At 59.2% G+C, this 24,324-nt stretch carries 19 protein-coding genes; 3 read left to right on the plus strand and 16 right to left on the minus strand.

Going from position 1 to position 24,324, the window contains the following annotated elements; genetic code table 11:
* Positions 1-136: 136 nt before the first annotated feature.
* From purF to PH256_RS12405, 10 genes are all read right to left on the minus strand, one after another.
* Positions 137-1,525, minus strand: a complete 1,389-nt coding sequence (gene purF, locus PH256_RS12360) for an amidophosphoribosyltransferase (RefSeq protein ID WP_087184579.1) — start codon at positions 1,523-1,525, stop codon at positions 137-139.
* 74 nt (positions 1,526-1,599) lie between these two features.
* Positions 1,600-2,889 (minus strand): adenylosuccinate synthase, encoded by a 1,290-nt coding sequence (locus PH256_RS12365; protein ID WP_087295886.1) that lies wholly within the window; start codon positions 2,887-2,889, stop codon positions 1,600-1,602.
* 326 nt (positions 2,890-3,215) lie between these two features.
* Positions 3,216-3,779, minus strand: coding sequence for a GtrA family protein (locus PH256_RS12370; RefSeq protein WP_270914432.1), 564 nt, complete (start codon positions 3,777-3,779; stop codon positions 3,216-3,218).
* 49 nt (positions 3,780-3,828) lie between these two features.
* Complete coding sequence (locus tag PH256_RS12375; protein WP_270914433.1) at positions 3,829-6,228, minus strand: beta-glucosidase family protein; 2,400 nt, start codon at positions 6,226-6,228, stop codon at positions 3,829-3,831.
* 198 nt (positions 6,229-6,426) lie between these two features.
* Complete coding sequence (locus tag PH256_RS12380; protein ID WP_270914434.1) at positions 6,427-9,369, minus strand: beta-glucosidase; 2,943 nt, start codon at positions 9,367-9,369, stop codon at positions 6,427-6,429.
* A gap of 422 nt (positions 9,370-9,791) precedes the next feature.
* Positions 9,792-11,123, minus strand: coding sequence for a sensor histidine kinase (locus PH256_RS12385; protein WP_270914444.1), 1,332 nt, complete (start codon positions 11,121-11,123; stop codon positions 9,792-9,794).
* A 5-nt stretch (positions 11,124-11,128) separates the two neighbouring features.
* Positions 11,129-11,842, minus strand: coding sequence for a LytR/AlgR family response regulator transcription factor (locus PH256_RS12390; protein ID WP_333766421.1), 714 nt, complete (start codon positions 11,840-11,842; stop codon positions 11,129-11,131).
* Between the two features lie 194 nt (positions 11,843-12,036).
* Positions 12,037-12,960 carry a calcium/sodium antiporter gene (locus PH256_RS12395; RefSeq protein WP_242956160.1) on the minus strand — a complete coding sequence of 308 codons (924 nt, stop codon included), beginning with the start codon at positions 12,958-12,960 and terminating at the stop codon, positions 12,037-12,039.
* 174 nt (positions 12,961-13,134) lie between these two features.
* Positions 13,135-13,725: a TetR/AcrR family transcriptional regulator gene (locus tag PH256_RS12400; protein WP_270914436.1), complete on the minus strand. Its 591-nt coding sequence runs from the start codon at positions 13,723-13,725 to the stop codon at positions 13,135-13,137.
* Positions 13,722-17,726 (minus strand): efflux RND transporter permease subunit, encoded by a 4,005-nt coding sequence (locus tag PH256_RS12405; protein WP_270914437.1) that lies wholly within the window; start codon positions 17,724-17,726, stop codon positions 13,722-13,724. The genes PH256_RS12400 and PH256_RS12405 overlap by 4 nt, the downstream gene beginning before the upstream one ends.
* A gap of 383 nt (positions 17,727-18,109) precedes the next feature.
* On the opposite strand from PH256_RS12405, the gene PH256_RS12410 reads away from it, so the two are divergent.
* The 3 genes from PH256_RS12410 (at position 18,110) to nifU (ending at position 20,345) form a co-directional block, all read left to right on the plus strand.
* Positions 18,110-18,529, plus strand: a complete 420-nt coding sequence (locus PH256_RS12410; protein ID WP_087180663.1) for an RrF2 family transcriptional regulator — start codon at positions 18,110-18,112, stop codon at positions 18,527-18,529.
* Positions 18,530-18,709: 180 nt separating this feature from the next.
* Complete coding sequence (locus PH256_RS12415; protein WP_270914438.1) at positions 18,710-19,903, plus strand: cysteine desulfurase family protein; 1,194 nt, start codon at positions 18,710-18,712, stop codon at positions 19,901-19,903.
* Complete coding sequence (nifU, locus tag PH256_RS12420; RefSeq protein ID WP_058965252.1) at positions 19,890-20,345, plus strand: Fe-S cluster assembly scaffold protein NifU; 456 nt, start codon at positions 19,890-19,892, stop codon at positions 20,343-20,345. Before PH256_RS12415 ends, nifU begins: the two co-directional genes overlap by 14 nt.
* Before the next feature lie 128 nt (positions 20,346-20,473).
* Here the strand turns inward: nifU and PH256_RS12425 are convergent, their stop codons facing one another.
* Genes PH256_RS12425 through PH256_RS12450 form a run of 6 tightly spaced genes read right to left on the minus strand, consistent with a single transcriptional unit; the run spans position 20,474 to position 24,242 of the window.
* Positions 20,474-20,941, minus strand: a complete 468-nt coding sequence (locus tag PH256_RS12425; RefSeq protein ID WP_333766422.1) for an alpha/beta fold hydrolase — start codon at positions 20,939-20,941, stop codon at positions 20,474-20,476.
* A 12-nt stretch (positions 20,942-20,953) separates the two neighbouring features.
* The gene (locus PH256_RS12430) at positions 20,954-21,199 is read right to left on the minus strand and encodes a hypothetical protein (RefSeq protein ID WP_270914439.1); all 246 of its coding nucleotides are present in this window, start codon (positions 21,197-21,199) and stop codon (positions 20,954-20,956) included.
* A complete protein-coding gene (locus PH256_RS12435) occupies positions 21,196-21,711 on the minus strand; it encodes an adenylate kinase (protein WP_270914440.1) in 516 nt (171 codons plus the stop codon). The genes PH256_RS12430 and PH256_RS12435 overlap by 4 nt, the downstream gene beginning before the upstream one ends.
* Positions 21,712-21,715: 4 nt before the next feature.
* Positions 21,716-22,339, minus strand: a complete 624-nt coding sequence (gene catA / locus PH256_RS12440) for a type A chloramphenicol O-acetyltransferase (RefSeq protein WP_270914441.1) — start codon at positions 22,337-22,339, stop codon at positions 21,716-21,718.
* Entirely contained in the window at positions 22,339-23,694 is a 1,356-nt protein-coding gene (locus PH256_RS12445) for an NAD(P)H-dependent oxidoreductase (protein ID WP_270914442.1), read from the minus strand. The genes catA and PH256_RS12445 overlap by 1 nt, the downstream gene beginning before the upstream one ends.
* Entirely contained in the window at positions 23,691-24,242 is a 552-nt protein-coding gene (locus PH256_RS12450; RefSeq protein ID WP_270914443.1) for a PadR family transcriptional regulator, read from the minus strand. The genes PH256_RS12445 and PH256_RS12450 overlap by 4 nt, the downstream gene beginning before the upstream one ends.
* Between the last annotated feature and the right edge of the window lie 82 nt (positions 24,243-24,324).

Raw genomic sequence — 24,324 nt, forward strand, 5'->3', positions numbered from 1 at the left:
TCAACGTTTTGGTTTTCTGTGCAATTTTTTAGGTCTTTTCTGCATTTTTATAAAAAAGCAGGGCTTTTTCCTCTAAAATGAAGAGGAAAAAGCCCTGTTTTGCAATGGTTTACGCCATGTGTTTGTGAAAATTTTCTCAGATTTTGTTGCTGTAGAGCGGGGTCACATAGCTGCCATCGAAGCAGGCAGTGCACAGACCCTGGCAGCCGCAGGCCTGCTTCAGATCATCCACGCTCAAAAAGCGCAGCGAATCCGCACCCAGCACCTTGGCCAGCACATCCGGCTCCAGGCTGGCGCTGGCCAGCTCGGCCCGGGTGGACATATCCACGCCATAGAAGCAGGGGTACTTGATGGCCGGAGCGGCGATACGCAGATGCACCTCGGTGGCGCCCGCCTGACGCAGCAGAGCCACGATCCGCTTGGAGGTGGTGCCGCGCACGATGGAGTCGTCCACCAGAACCACCCGCTTGCCCCGCACCACCGGCACGTTGGCAGACAGCTTGAGCCGCACGCCCAGATCGCGCTGGGCCTGGGTGGGCTGGATGAAGGTACGGCCCACATAACGGTTCTTGATCAGGCCCATCTCGTTGGGCAGACCGATGGCTTCACTGTAGCCTGCGGCAGCGGACAGAGAGGAATCCGGCACACCCACCACGATGTCGGCCTTGAAGAAGTTGTCCAGGTCTTCCTGGGCCAGCAGGCGGCCGCACTCACGGCGCACGCCGTGCACGTTCTGCCTCTCCAGCACCGAATCCGGGCGGGAGAAGTAGATGTATTCCATGGCGCACAGGTTGCAGCTGGTCTCCTCGGTATAGAAGCAGCTTTCCAGACCGGCGGCGGAGATTTTTACAATCTCGCCGGGGCGCACGTCCCGCACCAGGTGCGCGCCCACGATATCGAAGGCGCAGCTCTCGCTGGAAACACACCAGCCGTCGCCCTGCTTGGCCAGCGACAGGGGCCGCAGGCCGTTCTTGTCCCGCACGGCGTAGAGATTCTTTTCGGTGAGAATCAGGAAGGCGAAGGCGCCATCCAGACGGTTGCAGGCCTGCTTGATCTTCTCGATGAGCGGGCCCTTGGTGCCCTGCAGCAGATGCAGGATGATCTCGCTGTCCGACGAGCCCCAGAAGATGCTGCCCTTATCCTCCAGCTCCTTGCGCAGCTCGGCAGCATTGGCGATCTGGCCGTTGTGGGCCACCGCCAGCGCGCCGCCGTTGGCCAGGCGGGATACGATGGGCTGCACGTTTTCCACCTCACCGCCGCCTGCGGTGCCGTAACGCACATGGCCGATGGCATTCTTGCCTGTCATGCCGTCCAGATCGTTGCGGCCGAACACATCACTCAGCAGGCCCTTGCCCTTCCGGCAGCGGACGGTCTTGCCGTCTGCCACGGCGATACCCGCGCCCTCCTGGCCCCGGTGCTGCAATGCATGCAGGCCGAAATAGGTCAGATGTGCCGCGTCGCTCTGGCGGTATACGCCGAACACACCGCATTCCTCGTGCAGACCCTTATCCAAATACTCTCCCATAGTGTTACTTTTACCCCCTTGAAACAGATAAACCGGCCCGGTAATGATTACCGGGCCGGCGCATTTATAAACAGTTACTCACGCACCAGGTATGCGTCGCGGGCAGCGCCCACGGAAACATACTTGATCTTGCAGCCAACGGCCTTTTCCAGATACTCCACATAGTCCTTGGCAGCCTGGGGCAGACTCTCCCAGGTACGGCAGGCGGTGATGTCGCAGTGCCAGCCGGGCAGGAATTTCACCACCGGCTTGGCGTTGTCCAGCGCCTCGCCCATGGGGAAGCGGTCAACCTCTTCCCCGTTTACCAGATACTTCTCCACCACAGGAATCTCTTCCATGTAGTCCAGCACATCCAGCAGGGTCAGAGCCAGCTCGTCCGCGCCCTGGCAGAATACGCCGTAGCGGCTTGCCACCACGTCAAAGGGACCCACACGGCGGGGACGGCCGGTGGCCGCACCGAACTCATGGCCCGCCTCACGCAGAGCGTTCTTCTCTTCCTCAGTCATGGCCAGCTCGGCGGTGAAGGGACCCTCACCCACGCAGCTGGAGTAGGCCTTCATGATGCCGATGCTCTTGTGCAGCTTGTGGCCGGGGATGCCCGCGCCGATGGGCGCGTAGCTGCCGATCACATTGGAGGAGCTGGTGAAGGGATAGATACCGAAGTCGATGTCACGCAGCGCGCCCAGCTGAGCCTCGAACAGGATCTTCTGGCCCTCACGGTCAGCCTTGTCCAGGAAAGCGCCCGCGTCGCAGATGTAATCCTTGAACAGCTCGGCGTATTTCTGGCACCAGGCCCACATCTCTTCCAGATCAATGGGCTTCTGACCGTAGACCTTTTCCATGGTCAGGTTCTTCCACTCCACGATGGTGGCCAGACGGTCCTTCACGGACTGGTCCAGGTTGAGCAGGTCGCCCATGCGCAGAGTCTTCTTCATATATTTGTCGCCGTAGGAGTAGGCGATGCCCCGGCGGGTGGAGCCGAACTGGTTGCCGCTCTTGGACAGGCGGTCCTCCTCCAGGCCGTCCTCCGCCACATGGTAAGGCATGCAGATGGTGGCCCGGTCGCTGATCTTCAGATGGCTGGGATCGATCTGGATGCCCTGTGCCCGCAGCGCGGCGATCTCCTTCTCCAGATGGGCGGGGTCAATGACCATGCCGTTGCCCATAACGCACACCACATCCGGCCGCAAAATGCCGCTGGGCAGCAGATTCAGCACGAACTTGCCTTCAGGGGTCACCACGGTGTGGCCGGCGTTGTTGCCGCCCTGATAGCGCACCACGATGTTGTATTCCTGGCTGAGCAGGTCCACCATACGGCCCTTGCCTTCGTCGCCCCAGTTGATTCCGGTGATTGCAGTTAACATAAATCCCTTGCTCCTTTGTTCCTTGGCTGATTGCCTCAAAGCCTGACCGCTTTGCAGCTGCGCGGTCAGACGAGCCTTTCACACAAACAAAGACGCCCACAATCTGCCTTTGCAGCGCTTTGTGAACGTCTTTATTCACTTTAAAATTTTACCATCCCGGCGGGTCCATGTCAATAATTTGCCAGAAATGCGCCGCTTATTTTTTTCGGCTGCCCTTCCCTGCCGCGGCCGAACTCAGTATTTCAAACGAAAAAACGGCCTGCTCCGCGCTTTGTACACAGAGCAGGCCGTTTTGCTGTTTCGGGATGATCCCCGTCAACAACCGATCAGGCAGCCTTCTTGGCCTCGGTTTCCGCAGAGGGGAAGATAATCTTGTTGACGAAGAAGAAGACAACCATGGAGATGCCGCCGTTCAGCACGGTGGTGCCGATGTTGTAGATGAAGTCCGGCACCAGCAGACCGGCCACAGCCACCCAGATGCAGTTGATGGAGTTCACGATGCAGGTGATGATGCAGAACGCCACCAGATACCAGGCAATCTGCGGGCCCAGCTTGCCGTGAGAACGGAACACAACGTTGCGCTGGATAGGGAAGTTGATGCACTCGCCGATCACCATGGCAACCATGTAAGCGCAGAAGTAGGCAAGGCCGCCGTGCGCCTGGTCATAGCCCAGAATGTTCCACTCGAAGGTCTCGCCGAACAAAGTCAGCGGAATGCCGGGCCAGCCGAAGCTTGCATCGCCCAGACCTGCGAACGCGGCAGGCAGGAACTGCAGCATCAGGTACTTGAACACGGTGATCAGGTTGCTGACGATCACGAACAGACCGCCCTCGCGGACCCACTTGGCTGCCGCCGGATGCTTGGCGGCAAAGTTGTTCCAGAAATTCATTTATCTATATCCCCCTCAATTTTATCAGACGTCACTGGTCTGCTCCGTTTTACTTCTGTGCCTTGCGGCCGGCAAAGAAAGCCTTGATCAAACCGCCCAGGCCCTTGAAGAAGTGGCCGTTCACCATGGTCACCATGCAGCGGGCCATATCCATGGTCACCGCGCCGCCGGTCATCTTGGCAATGCCGCGGAAAGGCATGTTGTAGATGAACAGGATGTTCAGATCCGGCTCACCCTTGGCAATGCTCTTGTCCTTCAGATGGGTCAGGATCTTGTAGACCAGACGGGCCAGCGGGCTCTTGGCGTAGTACATCTGGCAGATGGCATCGTTCATGCCCAGCAGGCCGCTGGCGTCCCAGCCGGATTCCGGAATGGGATGACCCAGCAGAGCCTCGAACTGTGCGTCGGACACCTGGTTGATCTTGCCGGTGTAGTAGCACTCCAGCTGAGCGGGATCGTAGGGGCAGGCAGCGCCGGTGCCCTGTACGGTGACCTCACCCTCCAGGCGGATGTCGGCCACGCTGGCGCCCACCATCAGCTGGTATACGCCGCCCTCCACCTGCCAGGAGTCGGTCTTCACATCAAAGTAGCGGAAGGCCTTGTCGTCCAGCTGGATGGTAACGGTTTTGCTCTCGCCTGCCTTCAGGAAGACCTTGGCGAAGCCCTTCAGCTCCTTGGCGGGGCGGAACACCTTGCCATCCTTGCAGCCCACATACAGCTGGGCCACCTCGGCGCCATCCCGCTTGCCGGTATTGGTCAGGGTGAAGGTTACCTCCTTCTCACTCACCTTCAGATCACTGTATTCGAAGGTGGTGTAGGACAGGCCGAAGCCGAAGGGGAACCGCACCGGCACACCGGCGGTCTCGTAGTAGCGATAGCCCACATACAGGCCCTCGCGGTATTCACTGGTGCGCTCCAGGCCCGGGTAGTAGGGGCTGGAGGGGTTTTCCTCACAGGTCATGGGGTAGCTCTCGGCCAGCTTGGCGCTGGGGTTCACCTGGCCGGTGATCACACGCAGCACAGCGCCCGCGCCCGCCTGGCCGCCCAGGTAACCATGGACCAGAGCCTTGCAGCGATCCAGCCAGGGCATCTCCACCGGGCTGCCCGCAGCCATAACCACAACCAGATTGGGGTTCACCTCGGCCACGGCCTCCAGCAGCTCCACCTGGTTTTCCGGCATCCGCATGTGATCCCGGTCCAGACCCTCGGTCTCGCTGATCTCAGGCAGGCCCACATACAGCAGAACCACGTCTGCCTTCTTGGCCAGCTCCACGGCCTCCATCTTGAGGGCATCGTCGTGCTTGTTGTTGCGCTGGTAGCCCTGGGCATAGCCCACAGACTGCAGCGGCATGCCCGCCAGCAGCTCATTGGCGGTGTCCAGCTTGGTGGGGTTCACCAGGCTGGAGCCTGCGCCCTGGTAACGGGGCTTCTGGGCAAATTCGCCGATCACGGCCACCTTGGTGCCCTCGGCCAGAGGCAGAATATCGTCCTCATTCTTCAGCAGCACCACAGTCTCCTCGGCGGCATGGGCAGCCAGCTGATGATGGCCTTCCTTGTCAAACTCTTTGCCGGCAGCAGGTGCGTTGATGGTGGAGAACACCAGGCGCAGGAACTCGTCCACGCGCTGGTCCAGAATTTCCATGCTCAGGCGGCCTTCCTTGACCGCGGCCAGCAGCTCGCGGTCGCTGTCGCCGCCGGTGCCGGGCATTTCCAGATGGCTGCCCACGCGGACGCCCTCCACGTGATCGTTGGAGCCGCCCCAGTCGGTGACAACGGCACCCTGGTAGCCCCAGTCGTTGACCAGAACGTCCTGCAAGAGGTGCTTGCTTTCGTTGGCATAAACGCCGTTGATCTTGTTGTAGGCGCTCATGATGGTCTTGGGCTGGCCTTCCTTTACGGCAATCTCAAAGCCGGTGAGGTAGATCTCACGGAAGGTACGCTCGTCCATCACGCTGTCGTTGGCCATACGGCGCAGCTCCTGGCTGTTGGCGGCAAAGTGCTTGGGGCAGGCGGAGATGCCGTTCTCCTGTACGCCGCGCACGAAGGCCGCAGCCATCTTGCCGCTCAGGTAGGGATCTTCGGAGAAATACTCGAAGTTACGGCCGCACAGCGGGCTGCGCTTGATGTTCAGGCCGGGGCCCAGCAGCACGTTCACGTCCAGGCTGGCGGCCTCTTCGCCCACCAGACGGCCCACTTCCTGGCTCAGCTCCGGGTTCCAGCTGTTGGCCATGGTGGCGGCGGTGGGCAGGCAGGTGGCGGGCACGCTGGCATTCAGGCCCAGGTGATCGCCTGCCCCCATCTGCTTGCGAACGCCGGTGGGGCCGTCGGACAGAAAGATGCTGGGGATGCCCAGCCGCTCGATGGGACGGGTGGTCCACACATCCCGGCCGGACAGCAGGCTGCACTTTTCCTCCAGAGTCATCTGATTGATCAAATCTTTGTACTTCATGGGCTTAACTCCTTTGCTCTCTCTAGCGCCCGCCTCGGGCGCGGTTGATCCATTGGCTGGTTCCCACAAAACGGTTTCAGGCAAAAACCGCTCTCTGGGAGCCGGCCATGGCCGGGGCCCCGCATGGTTCACACGGGGCCCCGGCATTTCGGCCGGACAGTTACCGGTTATTGTGCTTCAGCACAAGCAATGGAAGCATTACGCTTCGGTGTTGGCCTGAGCCTGGACTTCCAGCGCCTTGCGGCGATTGTAGCCCTTGATGGTGCGCACTTCCAGCACGATCAGCACCGCAGCCAGGACAACGTCGATGGCGATGGCAGCGATCTGCCAGCCGGGCATACCGGGATTCAGGTTCTCCTCCATGTAAGCGCGGCTGTTCACCACGGTGTACAGGATGTTCTTGCACGCCTGACGGGCCGCCAGAACGCCGGTGGCGCTGGTGGTATCGCTCAGGTAGTTGGTCGCGGTGGGGTAGTTCACCAGGCAGAAGTCGGTGCCGTTGCGGATGGCCTGGTCGGCGTTCATGTAGCCATACACGCCGAAGTAGTCGGTCAGAACCATGCCCACAAAGCCCCACTCGTCACGCAGAACGATGTTGCACAGAGCGTTGGAAGCGCCGGCCCATTCGGTGCCCACATAGTTGAAGGAGGACATCACGGCATCCGCGCCGCCTTCCTTCACGGAAATCTCGAAGGGCTTCAGATAGATCTCACGGATGGACTGCTCGTTGGCCCAGGTGCACAGCATGCTGTTACGGCTGGTCTCCTGGTCGTTCAGAGCGTAGTGCTTGATGTAGGCGTATACGCCGTGCTCCTCGGCGCCCTGGATGGCGTAGGAGGCCAGCTTGCCGCTCAGCACACCGTCCTCAGAGTAGTACTCGAAGTTACGGCCGCTGAAGGCGGAACGGTGAATGTTCATGGCAGGAGCGTACCAGCCGGAAACATCCAGATCATCCGCCATACGGCCGATGGAGGAACCGAACTTGTAAACGGTGTCGGTGTTCCAGGTGGAAGCCATCAGAACGGTGCCAGCAAAGCCGATGGAGCCCTGGCCGGTGAAGTTGTTGTTGATGGAGGCAGGGCCGTCACAGTCGTAGGTCTGAACCTTGCCAATGCTGGTCAGCGGAGCGGTCTGGAAGCCGCCCATGGCGATCAGTTCGCTCATATCCGATACGGTCAGCTGATCCAGGAAGGTATCCCACTGGGCGTCGTCGTAAGCCACGCCGCGCATATCAACCAGCTGCAGGCCGTTCTTGGCGCCGGTGGTGGGCATCTGATCGTCGGGATTGTTGTAGTTATTGGGATCGTAATTCGCGTTGTTCAGGAAGGTAGCCTTGGCCTCGTCGGACATGGACATGCTGGCCGGAGCAGCAGTGGCTTCGGCGTAGTTGGCAAAGCCGTCAGCGCGGGACAGATAGGTCACGTCGCCTTCCACGTTCTCAAACTGATTGGTGGGAGCAGTCTTATCGGTGCTGCGGCCGTCGCTGTACACGATGGTGCTGGGCACGTTGTAAACTTCGCTGTCCAGAACAGTGTGGGAATCGCTGTTGATGCTGATGATGTAATCACCGGCCTCCAGCACGTAGGCAGCAGCGCCGTAGGTGTCGTAGGAAGCCATATCCTCAGCCTTAAAGCTGATGGTCACGGTCTCGGAAGCGCCGGGCTCCAGGATATCGGTCTTATCGAAGGCAACCAGGTTGGCGGAGGCTTTCTCGATGCCGCCGTTGGTGTAGGGAGGATTGTAGTAAACCTCCACAACGGTCTTGCCGGCCACGCTGCCGGTGTTGGTCACGGTCACGTCGAAGCTCAGGGTACCGTCGCTCTCAGTGATGGGGCCCATCTCCTGAGAGAAGGTGGTGTAGGACAAGCCGTAGCCGAAGGGATATACAACGGTGGAGTCGTAGTCGATCAGACCTTCCACCGCAGCGGTCTCGTAGAACTTGTAGCCCACATAGATGCCTTCCACATAGTTCACGAAGCTGGGCAGAGCGGTGCTCTGCTCGCCGGTGGAGAAGTTGGTGGTCACCACCGCATGCTCGTCCATGTTATCATAAGTAAACTGGCCGAAGTTGTTGAAGGTGGGAGTGTTGAACAGATCGTAAACGAAGGTGTCCACGGTCTTACCGGAGGGGTTCACCTCACCGGTGAATACCTGACCCACTGCATTGAAGCCGTTCTGGCCGGGACAGGGAGCGTACACTGCAGCATCAACACCGTACTCCTTCAGGAAGCCCAGCTCCATGGCGTTGTTGGTGTTGATCAGCACGATCACCTTATCAAAGTTGTCGCAGACCATCTGCAGCATCTCTTCCTCACGGTTGCTCAGCTGCAGGTAGTGGTCGCCTTCATCCCAGTCGTTGCCCTCGTTCAGGCTGTCGTCGTAGACGCCGTTGAAGTAGGAGTTGCCGGTGGTGGCATCCCGCTCCAGCCAGCTGCCGTCCACCACAGACATCATGTCGGTGGGCATATCGGCGTTCTCGCCGCCGGGACGGGAGATCACGACCAGAGCGGTGTCAGAGAACTCCTTGGCGCTGCTCATCAGCTCATCGGTGTAGGCATTCACGTTGGGCTCGGGCAGAGTCCAATCCTGTGCCCACATGCTCACGCTGGGACGCTCGGCCTGGTAGGTCTCGTAGAAGTTCACCAGATCCTCGTTCACATTCAGGCCGGCATTCTTCAGACCGGTGATCAGATCGGTCACCTCGTACTGATCGTTCAGAGCGCCGGAACCAACGCCGCCGTAAACGGGAGCAGTGGAAGCCCAGCCGAATACGTTCAGGTTGGAACCGCTGGCCAGGGGCAGAGTGCCGTTGTTCTCCAGCAGGGTAACACCCTCGCCGACCAGCTCGGTGTTGACCTCATAGGCCTCCGCCATGCTTTCTTCGGTGATGGAACCGCCGCCCATGGCCAGGTTGATCACGGTGAACATGGGGCCAAAGCAGATCAGGTTAACGGTAATTACCAGGGCCAGCAGGATAGCCAGGCCGGCCTGGCAACGGATCATGGCCTTTTTGGCCTTGGGCAGTTTCATGCAGGCGATCATCATCAGGATCGCCAGCACCAGAACGACGCCAAATCCGATCAGATGATATTTCATCGAATCCAGAACTTTGAAGACGTCATCGATATTGATAGACAGCATTTCGTTTCCTCCTTAAAATGTAAATGCTTGCGTACTCGCCTCCGCAAGAGGCTGTTCCCTGTGCGCGCAGCCACCTTCCTTTCCGGCGCGCCGGCCGCGGTACATTCCCTGTTTGCACCACATGGGCTCATCACGCCGATGTTATTTCACAAGCCTGCCCCCATCTCTTGGGCCTGCCCGTTTTTCTGGATGCATTTTAACACATTCTTTTTACAAGTTTCATGGCTTCTTCACAAATCGCAGCTTTTGCGCACAAACGGATTTTGGCTTTATTGATTCCGCACAAATGTCCGCCGCCTGTTTTCGTCACATTCACCAATAACCTTTGACAAGTTACAAAAACATTTCAATTTTGTTAGATCACACAAAAACAGCCCGCGCAGCTTCACTGAACTGTGAAAACTGCGTGGGCCATGTTCTGTTTATTCCGGTTTCGCTTTGGGCTGCCCCTCTTTGGGCAACGGAAGCAGAACCTTCATTTCAAACCAGTTGTCCTTGGCAGCCACGGTCACACTGCCGCCGTATTTTTCCGCAGTGTAGCGGATGCTCTTGATGCCAAAGCCGTGGTAGGCCTTCTCCTTCTTGGTGGTCACCGGCAGACCACCTTCAAACTCCAGCGTGCCTTCACAATAGTTTTCAAAGCGCAGCAGCAAAAAGCTTTTCTGCACCGCAACGGTCACATGGATCAACCGTTTGGATTTGTCCGGGATGCGCAGTTCACACTCAATGGCGTTGTCCAGCGCGTTGCCGAAGATGGTACAAATGTCCATCACGCTCATAAAGCCCAGACGGGTACCGTCCGCCACACAGGTGAGGGTGATGCCATGCTTCTGGCAGTAAAGGCTTTTGCTGGTGAGCACGGTATCCAGCACCGCGTTTCCGGTCTTGTTCTGGGCCTCGTAGGTTTTGATGTCCTCTTCCATCTCGTCCAGCCAGGCGGCGCGGCGTTCCGGGTCACTCTCTGCCCGCAGGGCCGCGATCTGGTGCTTCAGGTCGTGGTACTTGCGGTTGATCACATCAATGCTCTCGCGGGACTGACGGTACTGCGCATACTGATTCTGCAGCACATTCTGGATGGACTCCAGCTCATAGCGCATGTGAAGCTCACCCCGCTGCACATGATAAGCATACAAAATTGCCAGACCGCCCAGGTCCACCAGGGTGCGGGTATTGAAAATATCGGTCACAAAACCGCTGCTGAAGGGGGTGTTGCTGTAGGCATAGCTGAGATTGCTCATCAGGAACGCGGCCAGACCGATAGCCACGGCGCTGATGGTCTCACGCGGGGTAACCTTGAAATGCCGGGTCGCTTCCATCCGGCGCCGCTCCAAAAGCCAGATGAAGCCGAACACCGCCGCATAGATCACCGCCAGGCAAAGCAGCTCCCAGAGCTTGCTGCGCCAGCCCAGCCGGAACAGGGTGTAAAAATACAGCTGCCATTCCAGCGCCGCTGCAAACTCCGCCAGCAGGAAGGCCCGCATGCAATGGTAACAGGCATCCAGCACCGGAAGATTACAGCAGGCACAAAACAGGGCCAGCATCAGGCCAACGGCCACGATCATGCAGGGAATCCACAAAAACAGCGGCGCATTGCCGGTGAGCTCCAGAAACAGGCATTGCGCCACCAGCATACCGCCGCTGATTCCCGCCAGCCGCCAGCCCCGGACGCGCAGCGGCAGTTGGGTAATATAGACCATACAGGCCAGCCACTCCGCGATGGCGGTGTAAAGCCGCGGAATATCAGGAAAGGGCATGGTGTTCACTTAATCACCTCACCCACGTAATTGGCCAGCGCTTCCATGAAATCATTCTTGCGGCCCCGGCTGATCAGCAGCTCCTTGCCGCCCACCAGAGCACAGCCACCCTGCACGCCATCCACATGCTCCAGATTCACCAGATAGCCCTTGTTGCAGCGGAAGAAGTTCAACGGCTCCAGCTTGCCTTCCACGTCCTTCATGGTTCCGCTGGTCACATGGTCACCCTGCTCGGTGTGGAAGATCAGGTTATGACCCTGGCTCTCCACATAATAGATCTTGTCGATGTCCAGCTTCTGTGCCCCGCCCTTGATGCTGATGGTCATGTAACGGCGGGCGCGTTTTTTCATCCGCTGAATGGCCCGGCTCAGCCGCTGGGAGAAGGCAAAATAACTCACCGGCTTGAGCACATAGTCCATGGCGTCCACCGCATACCCCCGAATGGCATACTGGGCCATGTTGGTGATGAAGATGATCACCACCTCCGGGTCCACCCGGCGGATTTCCTCGGCAGCGGTCATGCCGTCCATGAATTTCATTTCCACATCCAGCAGGATCAGATCATACTGGGCCTTGTAGCCCTCCACAATCTCGTCTCCGTCGGAAAAGATGCTGATCTCGAACTCCTGCCCGCTCTCCTGAGAATAGCGCACCAGGAACTCCCGCAGCTGTGCCGCATAGGCCGCCTCATCCTCCACGATCGCAACGCTGATCATCATTCATTGTGCCGTCCTTTCCGTTTTCAGATTCCGCAAGCTTTACCGATTGCTTTTCATTACTTATTATAAGGAAGCCCCCGGAGTTTGGCAAGTATGCCCAAATCCACCGGGATATCGTCTGTTTTTGCGCAAAAAAGGTGCGGCAGGCCTGCTTTGCCCGCCGCACCTTGACCGTTTGCTTTGTTCCCGGCTGTTCAGCGCAGAACCACATACACGATGTAGCCCACATAAACCAGAATGCCGATGCCGCCCATCAGCCGGCTCATCCGGCCCTGCAGCCAGCACCACAGGCACATGACTGCCGTAACCACCAGCAGCACCACCGCATCGGTGAACACCTCGGCGGAGCTTTCGATGGCGGTCAGCGCACTGGAAGCGCCCAGGATAAACAGGATATTGAAGGTGCTGGACCCGATGGCGTTGCCCAGTGCCAGGCCGCTTTCACCCTTGCGGGCAGCCACGATGCTGGTGGCCAGCTCCGGCAGGCTGGTGCCCACCGCCACAATGGTCAGGCCGATCAGAGTCTCGCTCAGGCCCAGGGCTGCAGCGATGGCGCTGGCGCTGTCCACCACCAGATCACCGCCCCAGATGATGGCCACGATGCCAACCACCACAAACAGGAGGCATTTGACCACAGAGGGCTTCTCCCCTGCGTCCTCCTCGGTGCGGTCGTTCATGGCTGCACGCACGGTCCAGACCATATACAGCACCATGCAGGCCAGCAGAATCAGGCCCTCCCAGCGCTGAAGCACACCGTCCAGCAGGAAGAGCACCAGCAAAGCGGACGCACCCACGCAGACCGGGAAGTCCCGCACGATGAGCTGCCGCTCGATGCCGAAGGCCAAAATCAGAGCGCAGCCACCAGCTACCACCAGCAGATTGAACAGATTGGAACCGATTACGTTGCCCAGGCTCAGGCCGTTGCTGCCCGCCAGGCCGGCGGTAATGCTCACCGAAGCCTCCGGCAGACTGGTACCCATGGCCACGATGGTCAGGCCGATCACCACCGACGGAACCCGCAGCAGGCGGGCAATGCCGGAGGAGCCATCCACAAACGCATCTGCGCCTTTGACCAGCAGGGCAAAGCCCACCAGCAGGATCACAATATTCACTAACATCTTGTTTCCTCTTTCTCTTTGTATTCTCCACAAAGCCGAAATGAATTGTGCCAGAACGACACGAACCGATTCTCATGATACGAGTTCCTCCCTGCTGTGTCAAGGACATCCCCGTTCTCTGTTTCAAATTGCTGCAAAAAGCCGCCAGGTCGTTTCAACCCGGCGGCTTTTTCTTCACGCGAGCGCCTTGCAGATCATGGCGCGCACATGTGCTCCGCTCCGGTTCAGGCCCGCCTCTCCCTCGCAGCTCTGAGCCGCACAGACACTGAGCAGTGCCGCCTTGAGTACATAGCGGCAGTATTCATCGCTGCTGGAGGGCGAGATCCGGCCTTCCCGGCGGCCGGTGTCGATTGCCTGCTGAATCAGCGCAGTCAGCCGTTCCTTGCATTGCTCCATGGGCTGGCGTGCCTGAACGGGCAGTTCCTGCTCAGCCTGAGGCGCGGTGAGCGCGGCTGCAATCACCCGGTAGCTGCTGCCCCGCTCCAGCAGCATCTTCACCACAAAACGCTGGGCGCTTTCCAGCTGTTCCTCAAAGGAAGCGCTGGCGGCCAGCTGCTCCTCCAGAGCATTCAGCTCCCGCTCCATACACCAGAGCATGGTCGCCGCCAGGATCTCTTCCTTGGAGGAGAAGTATTCATACAGCGTTCCCTTGCCCAGGCCTGCCGCGGTGGCAATGGCCTGCACCTTTACCTCATACATGGGCACGCCCTGCTGAGCAAGGCTCAGCACACCCTGGAAGATTTTTTCCCTCGTTTGCTCGCTCATTCCTCATCCTCCTCTCCCAGGTCCACCTTTTTCAGCTCCTTGCGGAACAGCAGGTCATACAGCACCGGCACCACAAACAGCGTAAGCAGGGTGGCATAGGCCAGACCGCCGATGGTCACGATGGCCATAGCACGGCTCATTTCTGCGCCCATGTCCTGGGAGAACACCATGGTGCTCATGGCCAGGATGGTGGTCAGGGCGGTCATCAGGATGGGACGGATACGGCGGCGGCCGGTGAGCACCAGCGCGTCCCGCTTTTCCATACCGGCCAGACGCAGCTGGTTGGCATAGTCCACGAACACGATGCCGTTGTTCACCACAACGCCCGCCAGGATCAAAAAGCCCAGCATTGCAATCACCGAGAGCTGCTGGCCGCTGATCCACAGTGCCAGCAGGCCGCCGGTAAAGGCCAGCGGGATGGTAAACATAACAATAAAGGGACTGAGCAGGCTCTGGAACTGAGCCACCATGATCAGATAAATGAACACCAGCGCCAGGGCGATCATCTTCACCAGGTCCACCATGGCGTTCTGGATGGTTTCCACCTCACCGCTGATCTGAATGGTATAGCCCTCCGGGGCCTGGTAGTCCGCCAGCAGCTGCTCCACCTGGCGGCTGAGCAGGGTGGTGTTATAGCCCTCTTCGGTAACAGCGGTTACGGTCATATAGCGCTGCTGATTGTCACGGCTGATGGAGGCCAGGCTGGCATCGGTCTGCACTGTGGCAAACTCACCCAGGGTATGGGTTTCCTCCTCGGTCTCGCCGTTTTCACCCTGCACCTGCACGGTGAAGGGATAATCCAGCAGATTCTCCCGGGTCAACGCGTCCCGCTCGTCCACGATCACCACGTCGTAGTCATCCTGCCCCACGGTGAGGGTGGTGGAGGTGGTCTCGGTGGTGAGTGCAGCGGAAAGCTCGCTGTAAATCTGAGCTACGGTCAGACCGTACTGCATGGCCTTGTCCTTGTCCACGGTCACCCGGATCTGCGGTGCGCCGTCCTCCTGGCCGTTGCTGATCTCAGTGAAGCCCTCCACCTGGCCCAGCAGGTCCATCATATCCTGACTGATGGACTGCAGAGTATCCAGATCACGGCCCTGAATGACGATCTCCATGCCGCTGCCGCCCAGAACCGACATGTCCATATTGGAGGTGGACACCGACAGCTCACAGCCGGGCAGCTGCTCCTGTACGTTCTGTGTCATCTGGTCCGCCAGCGCCTGGCTGTTTTTCGCGCCTTCCTCGCTGAGCAGCAGATAGAAGCTCATGCTGTCCACTGTGCTGGAACTGGTGCCGCCCATACCCAGCAGACTGGCGGTGCTGCCGCCGTCCATGGCGCCCACGGTTTCCACACCGGGAACCTGCAGCATGGTCTCCATAGCCTGATCGGCCATTTCGTAGGCATCCTGGCGCTTGGTATCCTGGGGCAGGGTGAGCGTGGCGCTTACCTGGTTGCCGCCCATGGAGGGCATAAACTCCATGCCCATGCGGGCAGTCTGCCACACAGCTACACCCAGCAGCACCGCTGCCAGGCCCAGCGGCAGCGCCTTGTGCCGCAAGCAGAACCGCAGCGCCCGGGCATAGCCGTTCACCATGCTCTCGAACCAGGGATGACGCTTCTCGCTGGCGGTTTTCAGCAGGGTGCTGCTGAGGGCAGGCACCAGGGTAAGGGCCACCAGCAGGCTGGCCACCAGAGAATAGGCAATGGTCAGGCCCATATCGGTGAACAGCTGGCGGGTGATGCCCTCGGTAAACACGATGGGCAGGAACACACAAATGGTGGTGAGGGTGGAGGCTGCAATGGCGCCCGCCACCTCCTTGGCGCCCCGCACCGCCGCTTTGGCTGCCGGGACTCCCTCGCTGCGCATCCGGTAGATATTTTCGATCACAACGATGGAGTTATCCACCAGCATGCCCACGCCCAGAGCCAGACCGCTCAGGGAGATCATGTTCAGGGTAACGCCGGAGAAATACATGAGCACCACCGCGAACATCAGGCTGATGGGAATGCTCAGCGCCACCACCAGGGTGGGTTTGAAGTCCTTCAGGAAGATGGCCAGCACGATGACCGCCAGCACACCGCCCCACGCCAGGTTGGACAGCACGCTGCTCACCGTCATCTGAATATAATCGCCCTGGTCCATCAGCGGAGTGATGCGCAGACCGGGATATTTTTCCTGCAGCTGCTCAATGGCCCGGTTGGCCTCCTTGGACACCTCGCTGGTGGAGGCGGTGGAGCCCTTCTGAATGGTCAGCACCACTGCGCTGTTGCCGTTCACCCGGGCGTAGCTCTCAGCGCTGTTGTCGGTCATGGCGATGTCCGCCACATCCTTCAGACGGATGTCGCCCACGCCGTCGATGTGCATCAGCAGAGCGTTCTCCACGCTCTCCTGGTCCGAGAAGGCATCGCCCACGCGCAGAATGTAGGAGTCGTCTCCCTCCTTGATATAACCCGCGGGCATGGAGAAGTTCTGGGCCATCACCAGACCACTCACCATATCCTTGGTAAGCAGGGTGGAGAGGTCTGCCTGCTCCAGCGCCTGCTGGCGGGCGTCCTCAAACTGCTCCTGTGCCTGCTCCATCTGCTCCTCAGCCTGGGCCAGCGACTGTTCTGCCGCCGCCAGCTGGGCCTGACCGCTGCCGAAGCCTGCCGCAGCGCTGATCTTGCCGCTCTCCAGCTGCTTGTAGGCCTCCTGGGCCTTTTCCAGGCCCTCCTGGGCGGCCTCCTTCATCATTTTTGCCGCCATCAGTTCGGTTTCCAGGTTGGCCAGCTCAGTCTCAATCTGGGGCAGCCGCTCGTCCATCTTCTGCTGCAGCTGGGTCTGCTGCGCTGCCAGCGCTTCCCGCTGGGCGGCCAGCTCATCCTGCTGAGCCGTTAATTGATCCTTCTGCGCCAGCAGCTGCTCCTTGCCCGCCGTCAGATCCGCCAGCGTGGTCATGCCCTGGTCAATCAGCGCCTGCACCGCATCCTTCAACTCCTGGGTGGGCAGCATGGCTGCAAGATCACTCAGTGCGGTATCCTCCGGCAGACCCATGGCCAGCAGCTGGTCAATCCCCGCCGCCGCAACATCAATCTTTGCAATGCCGTCATCCATCTGGGCCAGACCTGCATCCATCTGGGCCAGGCCGTCGGCAATCTGCTTTGCGCCGTCCTCATAGCCCTTCTTCTCCGTTTCCAGCGCAGTTTTGCTGGCGGTGAGCGCAGCCTCCTGACTGGCCAGAGCCTGGGCCTGTGCAATGGCGGAATCCAGCTGGGCACTGCCCTCCGCCAGCTGGCTGGCGATCTCGCCCTGCTTATCCTCCAGGGCAGTCTTGCCGTTTTCCAGCTCGGCGCGGCCGTCTTCCACCTTCTGACGGGCATCGTCCAGCTCCTGCTTTGCATCCGCCAGCTTGTCGTCCACGCTGGCCAGAACCTGGGTGTTCACCTCATCGATCTTGTCCTGATTCAGGGTCACCTGCAGGGTCTTTTCCACCATGCCGGTACCGCTCACACTGGCCACACCGTCCAGCCGCTCAAAGCCGGGGATCACGTCGGAATCCACAAAATCGGTGAGTTCGTAGATACCCATATCCTCCATGTCCACGCTGGCGATCATCACCGGGAGCATATCCGGCGAAAGCTGCATGAGCATGGGGTTCTGGGCGGTGTCCGGCAGTGCGCCCTTGATCTGGTCCAGCGCGGTGGACAGAGCCACCATGGCGCTGTCCATATTGGTGTCCTGCTCGAACTCCAGGGCCACCATGCTCACGTTCTCGCTGGAGGTACTGGTCACGTTTTTCACGCCGCTCACGGTGCCCAGGCCCGCCTCCAGCGGCGCAGTCACTGCCGCCTCCACCCGTTCCGGACTGGCACCGGGGTAGCTGGTGACCACCATCACATAGGGCAGTTCCATGGCGGGAAGAAGATCCGTGGTCATGCTGGTAAAACTGATCACGCCCAGCACGATCACCATGATCACCGCCACCACCACAGTAAACGGCTTTTTCACACAATATTTGGACATAGCTGCTTACTCCTTAATGAATCTTGCAAAATGAAGCCGCCATGCAAAAATACACAGCAGCGCAAAACCGACCGACCGGTCGGTCGGTCCACCAAACCAGTATACACCCACGGTTCATACCAAACAAGACCGGAACCAAAATTTATTTTTCGGCCGTCTGGCGCCCAGCCCGCTGCATAAACTTGCTTTTGCATGCAGAAAAAGTCGGTCTTTCCTGAGATATTTGCACAAATTTTATCCGAAGCGGGCGCGCAATTCATACGATTCACCGTTTTGTTTGTAACCCCTTGATTTTTGTGGGAAAATATCAGACAATATCCATGTTGAAGTGTGTGCGCGGCCTGCGGACGGGCCGTACCGATCTGTGATGAGGTGTTGTGTTTATGATGATCTCCACCAAGGGGCGCTATGCTCTGCGCGTTATGATGGATCTGGCGCAAAACCCGCCGGAAGAATATGTCGCTCTGGGCGGCGTGGCCGAACGGCAGGGCATCTCGATGAAGTACCTGGAAGCCATTGTAGCGCTGTTGAACAAGGCCGGTTTTCTGGAGAGCCGGCGCGGCAAGGCCGGCGGCTACCGCCTGGTCCTTTCCCCCGCGGAGTACACCGTGGGCGAAATTCTGAAGGCTGCCGAGGGCGGGCTTGCACCGGTGAACTGCCGGGAATGCTCTGACGGCGACTGCCCTCGTGCCGACCAGTGTGCCACCCTGCCCCTGTGGCAGCGGCTGGACCAGCTGGTGGAAAACTTTTTGCAGAGCGTGACCCTGCAGGATATGCTGGACGGCACGCTCCCTCCCGTTTGAGCTTTCGGAGAACATCTGCACAGCTGCAAAAGGCTGTGCAGAATTTTTTATTTTTCTTTTTCCTATTGACTTCCTTGGTTTTGTGTGTTATTATCCTATTGCAACGATGGGAATTAACTTCTCACCCTGCTACAGCGTTTCCTGCCGGATATCCGGCAGTTTGATTCAGGAGGAATACAAATGGGCTATATCTACGCCGATAATGCGGCCACCACAAAGATGAGCCGCCACGCCGCCGAGGTCATGCTTGGCGTGATTGAAAACAACTATGCAAACCCCTCCAGCCTGCACACCCCCGGCCAGCTGGCCGCCGTGCAGCTGGCCGAGAGCCGTCAGACCATCGCGGAGATTCTGAACTGCGAGCCCCGGGAGATCATCTTCACCGGCGGCGGCAGCGAGGCCGACAACCAGGCTCTGCTCTCCGCCGCGGCCATTGGCCAGCGCAAGGGCAAAAAGCATATCATCTCCACCAAATTTGAGCACCATGCGGTGCTGCACACCCTGCAGAAGCTGGAAAAGCAGGGCTTTGAGGTAACCTATCTGGACGTTCACGAAAACGGCATCGTCCGCCCCGAGGACGTGAAGGCCGCCATCCGGCCGGATACGGTACTGGTGAGTGTGATGTACGCCAACAATGAGATCGGCACCATCCAGCCCATTCGGGCCATCGGCGCCATCTGCCGCGAGCAGGGTGTGCTGTTCCACACCGACGCGGTGCAGGCGGTGGGCCATCTGCCCATCGACGTACAAGCAGACAACATCGACATGCTCAGCCTTTCCGCCCACAAGTTCCACGGACCCAAGGGCGTGGGCGCGCTGTATGCCCGCAAGGGTGTGGCGCTCACCAGCCTGATTGAGGGCGGCGCACAGGAGCGGGGCAAGCGGGCCGGCACCGAGGACCTGCCTGCCATCGCCGGCATGGCGGCTGCTCTGCAGGACGCCGTGCGGGAGATGGACGCCAACACCGCCAAGGTTTCCGCGCTGCGGGACCGGCTGATCGAGGGCCTTTCCGCAATTCCCCATTCCACCCTCACCGGCGACCGGGAGCACCGGCTGCCCGGCTGTGCCAGCTTCTGCTTTGAGGGCATTGAGGGCGAGTCGCTGCTGTTGCTGCTGGACCAGAAGGGCATCGGCGCTTCTTCCGGCTCGGCCTGCACCTCCGGTTCGCTGGACCCCAGTCACGTGCTGCTGGCCATCGGCCTGCCCCATGAGGTGGCCCACGGCTCGCTGCGCCTGACCCTGAGCCCGGAAAACACCCCCGAGGAGATGGAGCACATCATCCAGGCCGTGACCGATGTGGTGGCCTACCTGCGCTCGATCTCCCCCGTTTGGAACGATCTTCAGAAAGGAATCAAGAACTATGTTATACAGTGATAAGGTCATGGACCATTTTCTCAACCCCCGCAACCTGGGCACTATCGACGACGCCGACGGCGTGGGCGAGGTGGGCAACGCCAAGTGCGGCGATATCATGAAGATCTATCTGAAGATCGACAACGATATCATTACCGACGTAAAGTTCAACACCTTCGGCTGCGGCAGCGCCATCGCTTCCAGCAGCATGGCCACTGAGATGATCAAGGGCAAGCCGGTGGACGAAGCGCTAAAGCTGACCAACAAGGCGGTCACCGAAGCGCTGGACGGTCTGCCGCCCCACAAGATCCACTGCTCGGTACTGGCCGAGGAGGCGGTGCAGGCGGCCATTGCCGACTATCGCACCCGCAACGGCCTGCCCACCGACGATATCCCCTCCTGCAACGGCTGCTGCGGCGGCTGTCACAGCCATGACCATGGTCACGGCCACGACGAGGAGTAAGGACTGCTTTTTCTCTGATTTCCCCCTCTTTTCATAACATCCTCCAATCTGCATTTTGCGGCAAAGGACCGGCTCGCCCACTGGGCGGCCGGTCCTTTGCGTTTGATGCGTTCTTCTTTTTTCATCAATCAGGCGGCGTTTCGGCTGCTGAGAAATTCCTCGATGACCTCCACGGTCTGCTTCTGCTGCTCCTCCGCAGAGATGGTCGCCGGGGCATCCCCCTTCTGGGGGCCGTAGTTGCCGAACTGGGCATGGTTGCCGCCCGCAATCTCCACCACGTTCTCGGTATAGTCCAGCTTATCCTCCACACTCTGGTTCAAAGAACCGTATACGGTGAGGGTATCTGCCGGGGAGTAGTCCCCATAGATATAAGCCCCCAACAGAATCAGGCCATCCACCTCATCCGGGTGGTTCGAGGCAAACTGGGAGGCCATGGCCCCGCCCATGGAATGCCCGGCGATGTACCAGTGCTCCACCTCCGGGAACTGCTCCATTACTCCTTCGGCGGCGTTGGAGTCAAAAATTGCCATGTTGAAGGGCATTTCCACCAGAATGCAGGTGATACCGGTCCGGCGGATCTGGTCCAGCAGCGGCAGATAGGCCTGCGCCTACACCTTCGCCCCGGGATAAAAGATGATGGCGGTATCGGTGGGCGCAGAGGGCGACAGAATGGTCAAATCATCCTGCAAGGTGATGCCATTCTCCCCGGAAAGCACCGCCAGAGCCACATCCTCGGCCCGGTAATAGTCGGATACATACCAGAAAAAGGCCCCCATCAGCAGAATCAGTACCACCAGGACCACAGCCCCGGCCATCAGCAGCTTTTTGCGCAGGGGCATCTTGTGTTTGCTCATTCATGTTCTCCTTTTCTTGCCTTCTCCCATTCCGCCAGCCAGGCGGCTGCCTCCTGACGGGAATGAAAACGGATGATGGTTGTTTTCTCCCGAAAAGCGGCGAGCAGCTCGTTCATCCGGGGCAGTTGGGTCTTGGGGAAATCCTCGATCCAGCTGCGGAATTCCGGGTCAAACTCGGTCTCCACCCAGGGCATATCCTCCCGGGCAGTCCCGATGCGGGCGGCCGCGCTCTCCAGGCACAGCTCCAGCGGATAGTCCAACAAAAACACGGTATCACACCGTTCCAGGCGCATCTCCATGGTGCGCAGGTAATTGCCGTCGATGATCCAGCGGGGCTGCTTTAAGATATTCGCCAGCGCCGCGTCGAATTCCTCCGGGGAAATCTCGGTCCGGTCGGGCTTGTGCCAGATTCGGTCCAGATAACAAAGCGGCAGCCCGGTCACCTGGTGCAGCGCCCGGGCAAAGGTACTCTTTCCCGCACCGGGGCAGCCGATCACGATTACGCGTTCCATTTTCTCACCCGTTCAAGAGCTCCTGCAGCTCGTTCACCAGGCGGCACAGATGGAAGCCGTCGCACACCGCGTGGTGTACCTGCACCGCCAGCGGCAGCAATACCCGGCCATTCTCCTCATAAAATCGGCCCATGGTGAAGATAGGCGGCAGATAATCGTAGCCGTTTTGCAGGTTCAGATTGAAGCCCTCGAAGCTGGCCCAGGGAATCATGGATACCGGGAAGGTGTTTGCCGGGGTGTCCGGCCGGGCCATCATGCCCGGATTGTTCCCGTAGTTCGCCATGTCCTGCTCATAGGCTTCACAAAAAGCCGCATAATCCGGTGTATAGGCCGTCCACAGGTTGGATAAGGTCTCAGTCTCCTTGTGGAAGATGGTGTAGCAGGGGTGAACCACATCGTAATAGCCCGGCTCCCCCGCCTCGTTCAACGCCATGCGGAACTCCTGGTGCCGGTTCACCACTGTGGACAGATCATACAGCATGGCCGGGTAAAGCTTCTGCCCGCTCTGCCTCAGACGGGTGATGTCCAGCTTGAAGGTCCCGCTGTAGGTGCAGGGCACCTGACTGAAATAGTGGTTAAAATATTCCTCCCGTGGCCAGGCGGAACGTTCGATTTTTGTAAAGTTCATTATTTCTTTCCTCCCTGTACCTGCTCAATCACCTTTCGATAGGGGCCCACGATGGCCTCGGTCATCTTGCCCTTGGCCTGTTTCTGGATGGAGGGCACCGCCAGCAGCGCGCCCACCAACTTCATCTGCAGAATTCGCTTTTTCTGCTTCTGGGGGAAGTCGTAGATGCCCTGCTGTTTATAGAACTTGTGGTCCGCCTTCATCAGGCCCTGCATCACATAGATCAGATCCCGGAAAATCTTCATACCACCCACACTGTAGAAATTGGCTGGACGGGTGAGCTTTTTGTCCATGGCAAAAATCAGATTTTCTGCCAGCTGCCGGATCTCTCGGGCGGTGTCTCCCTCGTCGGTGGCCACGCCGCACAGATAGTTGCCGCCCACCTCGGCCCGGCCCTCCAGGATCATGCGCAGGTTGGGTTCATATTGGTAGTCGCCACTGACCAGATAGGCAATGGGCGTACCGTGGGTCACGGTGCGGTGCCCGTTGCAGAACTGCCGGTCATCAAAGCACTTGAATCTGGACTGGGTGTAATGGTCCGCGATGGTAAAGGCATACACAAAGCCGTCCGCGGTCTGGATGGTGTTCCGCAGAAAGTCGTCAAAACCGTCCTTATACACACATTTTCCGGTAACCGCGCAGCCGAAGCAGCCCAGGCAGCCGCCGTCGAAGGGGAACTGACGCAGATTCACCACCCGGCTTTCACAGGGCAGCGCAGCGCGAAAATCCGCGATCATATTAGCCAGATTTTCGTCATTTTCAGCACAGTTGGTCACGATGACCACATCCCCGCTGCAGTCCTTGTCCACCTGGGGCAGCACCGGCTGGTAAACCGATTTCTGCCGGGCCGGGGCCTTCACCGGCGGCACTACAAAGGGCCCATGCTCACAGGAAAACATCAGCTGGTCAAAGAAGTTCCGGGCATCCTTCTGGCCCTGTTCGGTGAGCAAATCCTCCATATCGGCAGAAATTCCGCGAATCACCTTCATGCCCAGATCACAGCAGTTTTCCTCCACATAGCGGTGGGCGGTCACGTCGTAAAAATGCTTGGAGGTGGTAATCTGACTGGCGAATTTGCCGGTCAGGTCCACCCCGTCCGCCTTGATCAGCTCGATCAGCCGGTGAAGCTGATAGGGCGCGATGAAGGTGTAGACCGGGTAGCAGAACAGCACCAGCTCGGCCTGCTCCAGAGCAGCGCGCACCGGCGAAAAATCCTTTTCGTATGCCTTGATTCGCTGGCCCACCGGCAGGAAGGTAAATTCATGCTCCGGATGCAGCGCCTGCAGATAGAGCGCTGTGTGAACAGTGGCGGAGTTTTTCCCCTTGGGACTTGCGTTCAAAACCAATATCTTCATGCTTGTTCCTCCAATTCGCAAAGCAGCCGGGCATACCAATCCCGCTCAAAACGGGCGGCAGCGATGCCGTAGTCGATGGTGTAGCCTTGAAAACGAAAGATGGAATCCCAATCCCGCCCGCCGGGCACCTCACCTTGGCAGATGGCATCGAACCGGGCGCGGATGGCCTGCAGCGTGGCTTCCATCTCCTCCATCTGGTGCAGATAGCCCCGAATGGCCTCTACCCGCTCCGCCGGGTCTGCCAGTCCCAGGAAAAACAGTCGGGCCAGTTCCATGTTCTTGACCTTATCCGCCTGCATGGGCTGGCTCACCCAGCCTGCAAAGGCAGCGCGGCCGCTCTCTGTGATGGAGAAGATCCGTTTGCGCCGCTTGCCCTCGTTTGCCTCCCGGGCGCTGATGCGTCCCTCCCGCTCCAGCTTTGCCAGAGCAGTCTGCACGCTGCCCGCACTGTGGGAGCAGATCAGGGCCAGATTTTGCTTGATGAACTGCTGCAGCTCGTAGCCGGTCATGGGCGCGAGCATCAGCAGCCCAAGGATCAGATATTCCATAGGCTCACTCCAAATATATCGAATAGAGATATTATATAGAGAAACCGGCTGCTCCGTCAAGCAACAGGTTTCCTAAAAAAAT

This window comes from Allofournierella sp. CML151, assembly GCF_027853465.1.
In the GTDB taxonomy this organism is placed as follows: domain Bacteria; phylum Bacillota; class Clostridia; order Oscillospirales; family Ruminococcaceae; genus Allofournierella.

What these genes read in the sequence shown, in the direction of transcription:
- PH256_RS12415 (WP_270914438.1), top strand. Translation starts at nt 18,710, where the DNA reads ATGGGCTATATCTACGCCGATAATGCGGCCACCACAAAGATGAGCCGC.
- PH256_RS12435 (WP_270914440.1), bottom strand. Translation starts at nt 21,711, where the DNA reads ATGGAACGCGTAATCGTGATCGGCTGCCCCGGTGCGGGAAAGAGTACC.
- PH256_RS12385 (WP_270914444.1), bottom strand. Translation starts at nt 11,123, where the DNA reads ATGCCCTTTCCTGATATTCCGCGGCTTTACACCGCCATCGCGGAGTGG.
- purF (WP_087184579.1), bottom strand. Translation starts at nt 1,525, where the DNA reads ATGGGAGAGTATTTGGATAAGGGTCTGCACGAGGAATGCGGTGTGTTC.
- PH256_RS12390 (WP_333766421.1), bottom strand. Translation starts at nt 11,842, where the DNA reads ATGATGATCAGCGTTGCGATCGTGGAGGATGAGGCGGCCTATGCGGCA.
- PH256_RS12400 (WP_270914436.1), bottom strand. Translation starts at nt 13,725, where the DNA reads ATGAGCGAGCAAACGAGGGAAAAAATCTTCCAGGGTGTGCTGAGCCTT.
- PH256_RS12395 (WP_242956160.1), bottom strand. Translation starts at nt 12,960, where the DNA reads ATGTTAGTGAATATTGTGATCCTGCTGGTGGGCTTTGCCCTGCTGGTC.
- catA (WP_270914441.1), bottom strand. Translation starts at nt 22,339, where the DNA reads ATGAACTTTACAAAAATCGAACGTTCCGCCTGGCCACGGGAGGAATAT.
- PH256_RS12430 (WP_270914439.1), bottom strand. Translation starts at nt 21,199, where the DNA reads ATGAGCAAACACAAGATGCCCCTGCGCAAAAAGCTGCTGATGGCCGGG.
- PH256_RS12375 (WP_270914433.1), bottom strand. Translation starts at nt 6,228, where the DNA reads ATGAAGTACAAAGATTTGATCAATCAGATGACTCTGGAGGAAAAGTGC.
- PH256_RS12445 (WP_270914442.1), bottom strand. Translation starts at nt 23,694, where the DNA reads ATGAAGATATTGGTTTTGAACGCAAGTCCCAAGGGGAAAAACTCCGCC.
- PH256_RS12410 (WP_087180663.1), top strand. Translation starts at nt 18,110, where the DNA reads ATGATGATCTCCACCAAGGGGCGCTATGCTCTGCGCGTTATGATGGAT.
- PH256_RS12380 (WP_270914434.1), bottom strand. Translation starts at nt 9,369, where the DNA reads ATGCTGTCTATCAATATCGATGACGTCTTCAAAGTTCTGGATTCGATG.
- PH256_RS12405 (WP_270914437.1), bottom strand. Translation starts at nt 17,726, where the DNA reads ATGTCCAAATATTGTGTGAAAAAGCCGTTTACTGTGGTGGTGGCGGTG.
- PH256_RS12450 (WP_270914443.1), bottom strand. Translation starts at nt 24,242, where the DNA reads ATGGAATATCTGATCCTTGGGCTGCTGATGCTCGCGCCCATGACCGGC.
- PH256_RS12365 (WP_087295886.1), bottom strand. Translation starts at nt 2,889, where the DNA reads ATGTTAACTGCAATCACCGGAATCAACTGGGGCGACGAAGGCAAGGGC.
- PH256_RS12370 (WP_270914432.1), bottom strand. Translation starts at nt 3,779, where the DNA reads ATGAATTTCTGGAACAACTTTGCCGCCAAGCATCCGGCGGCAGCCAAG.
- nifU (WP_058965252.1), top strand. Translation starts at nt 19,890, where the DNA reads ATGTTATACAGTGATAAGGTCATGGACCATTTTCTCAACCCCCGCAAC.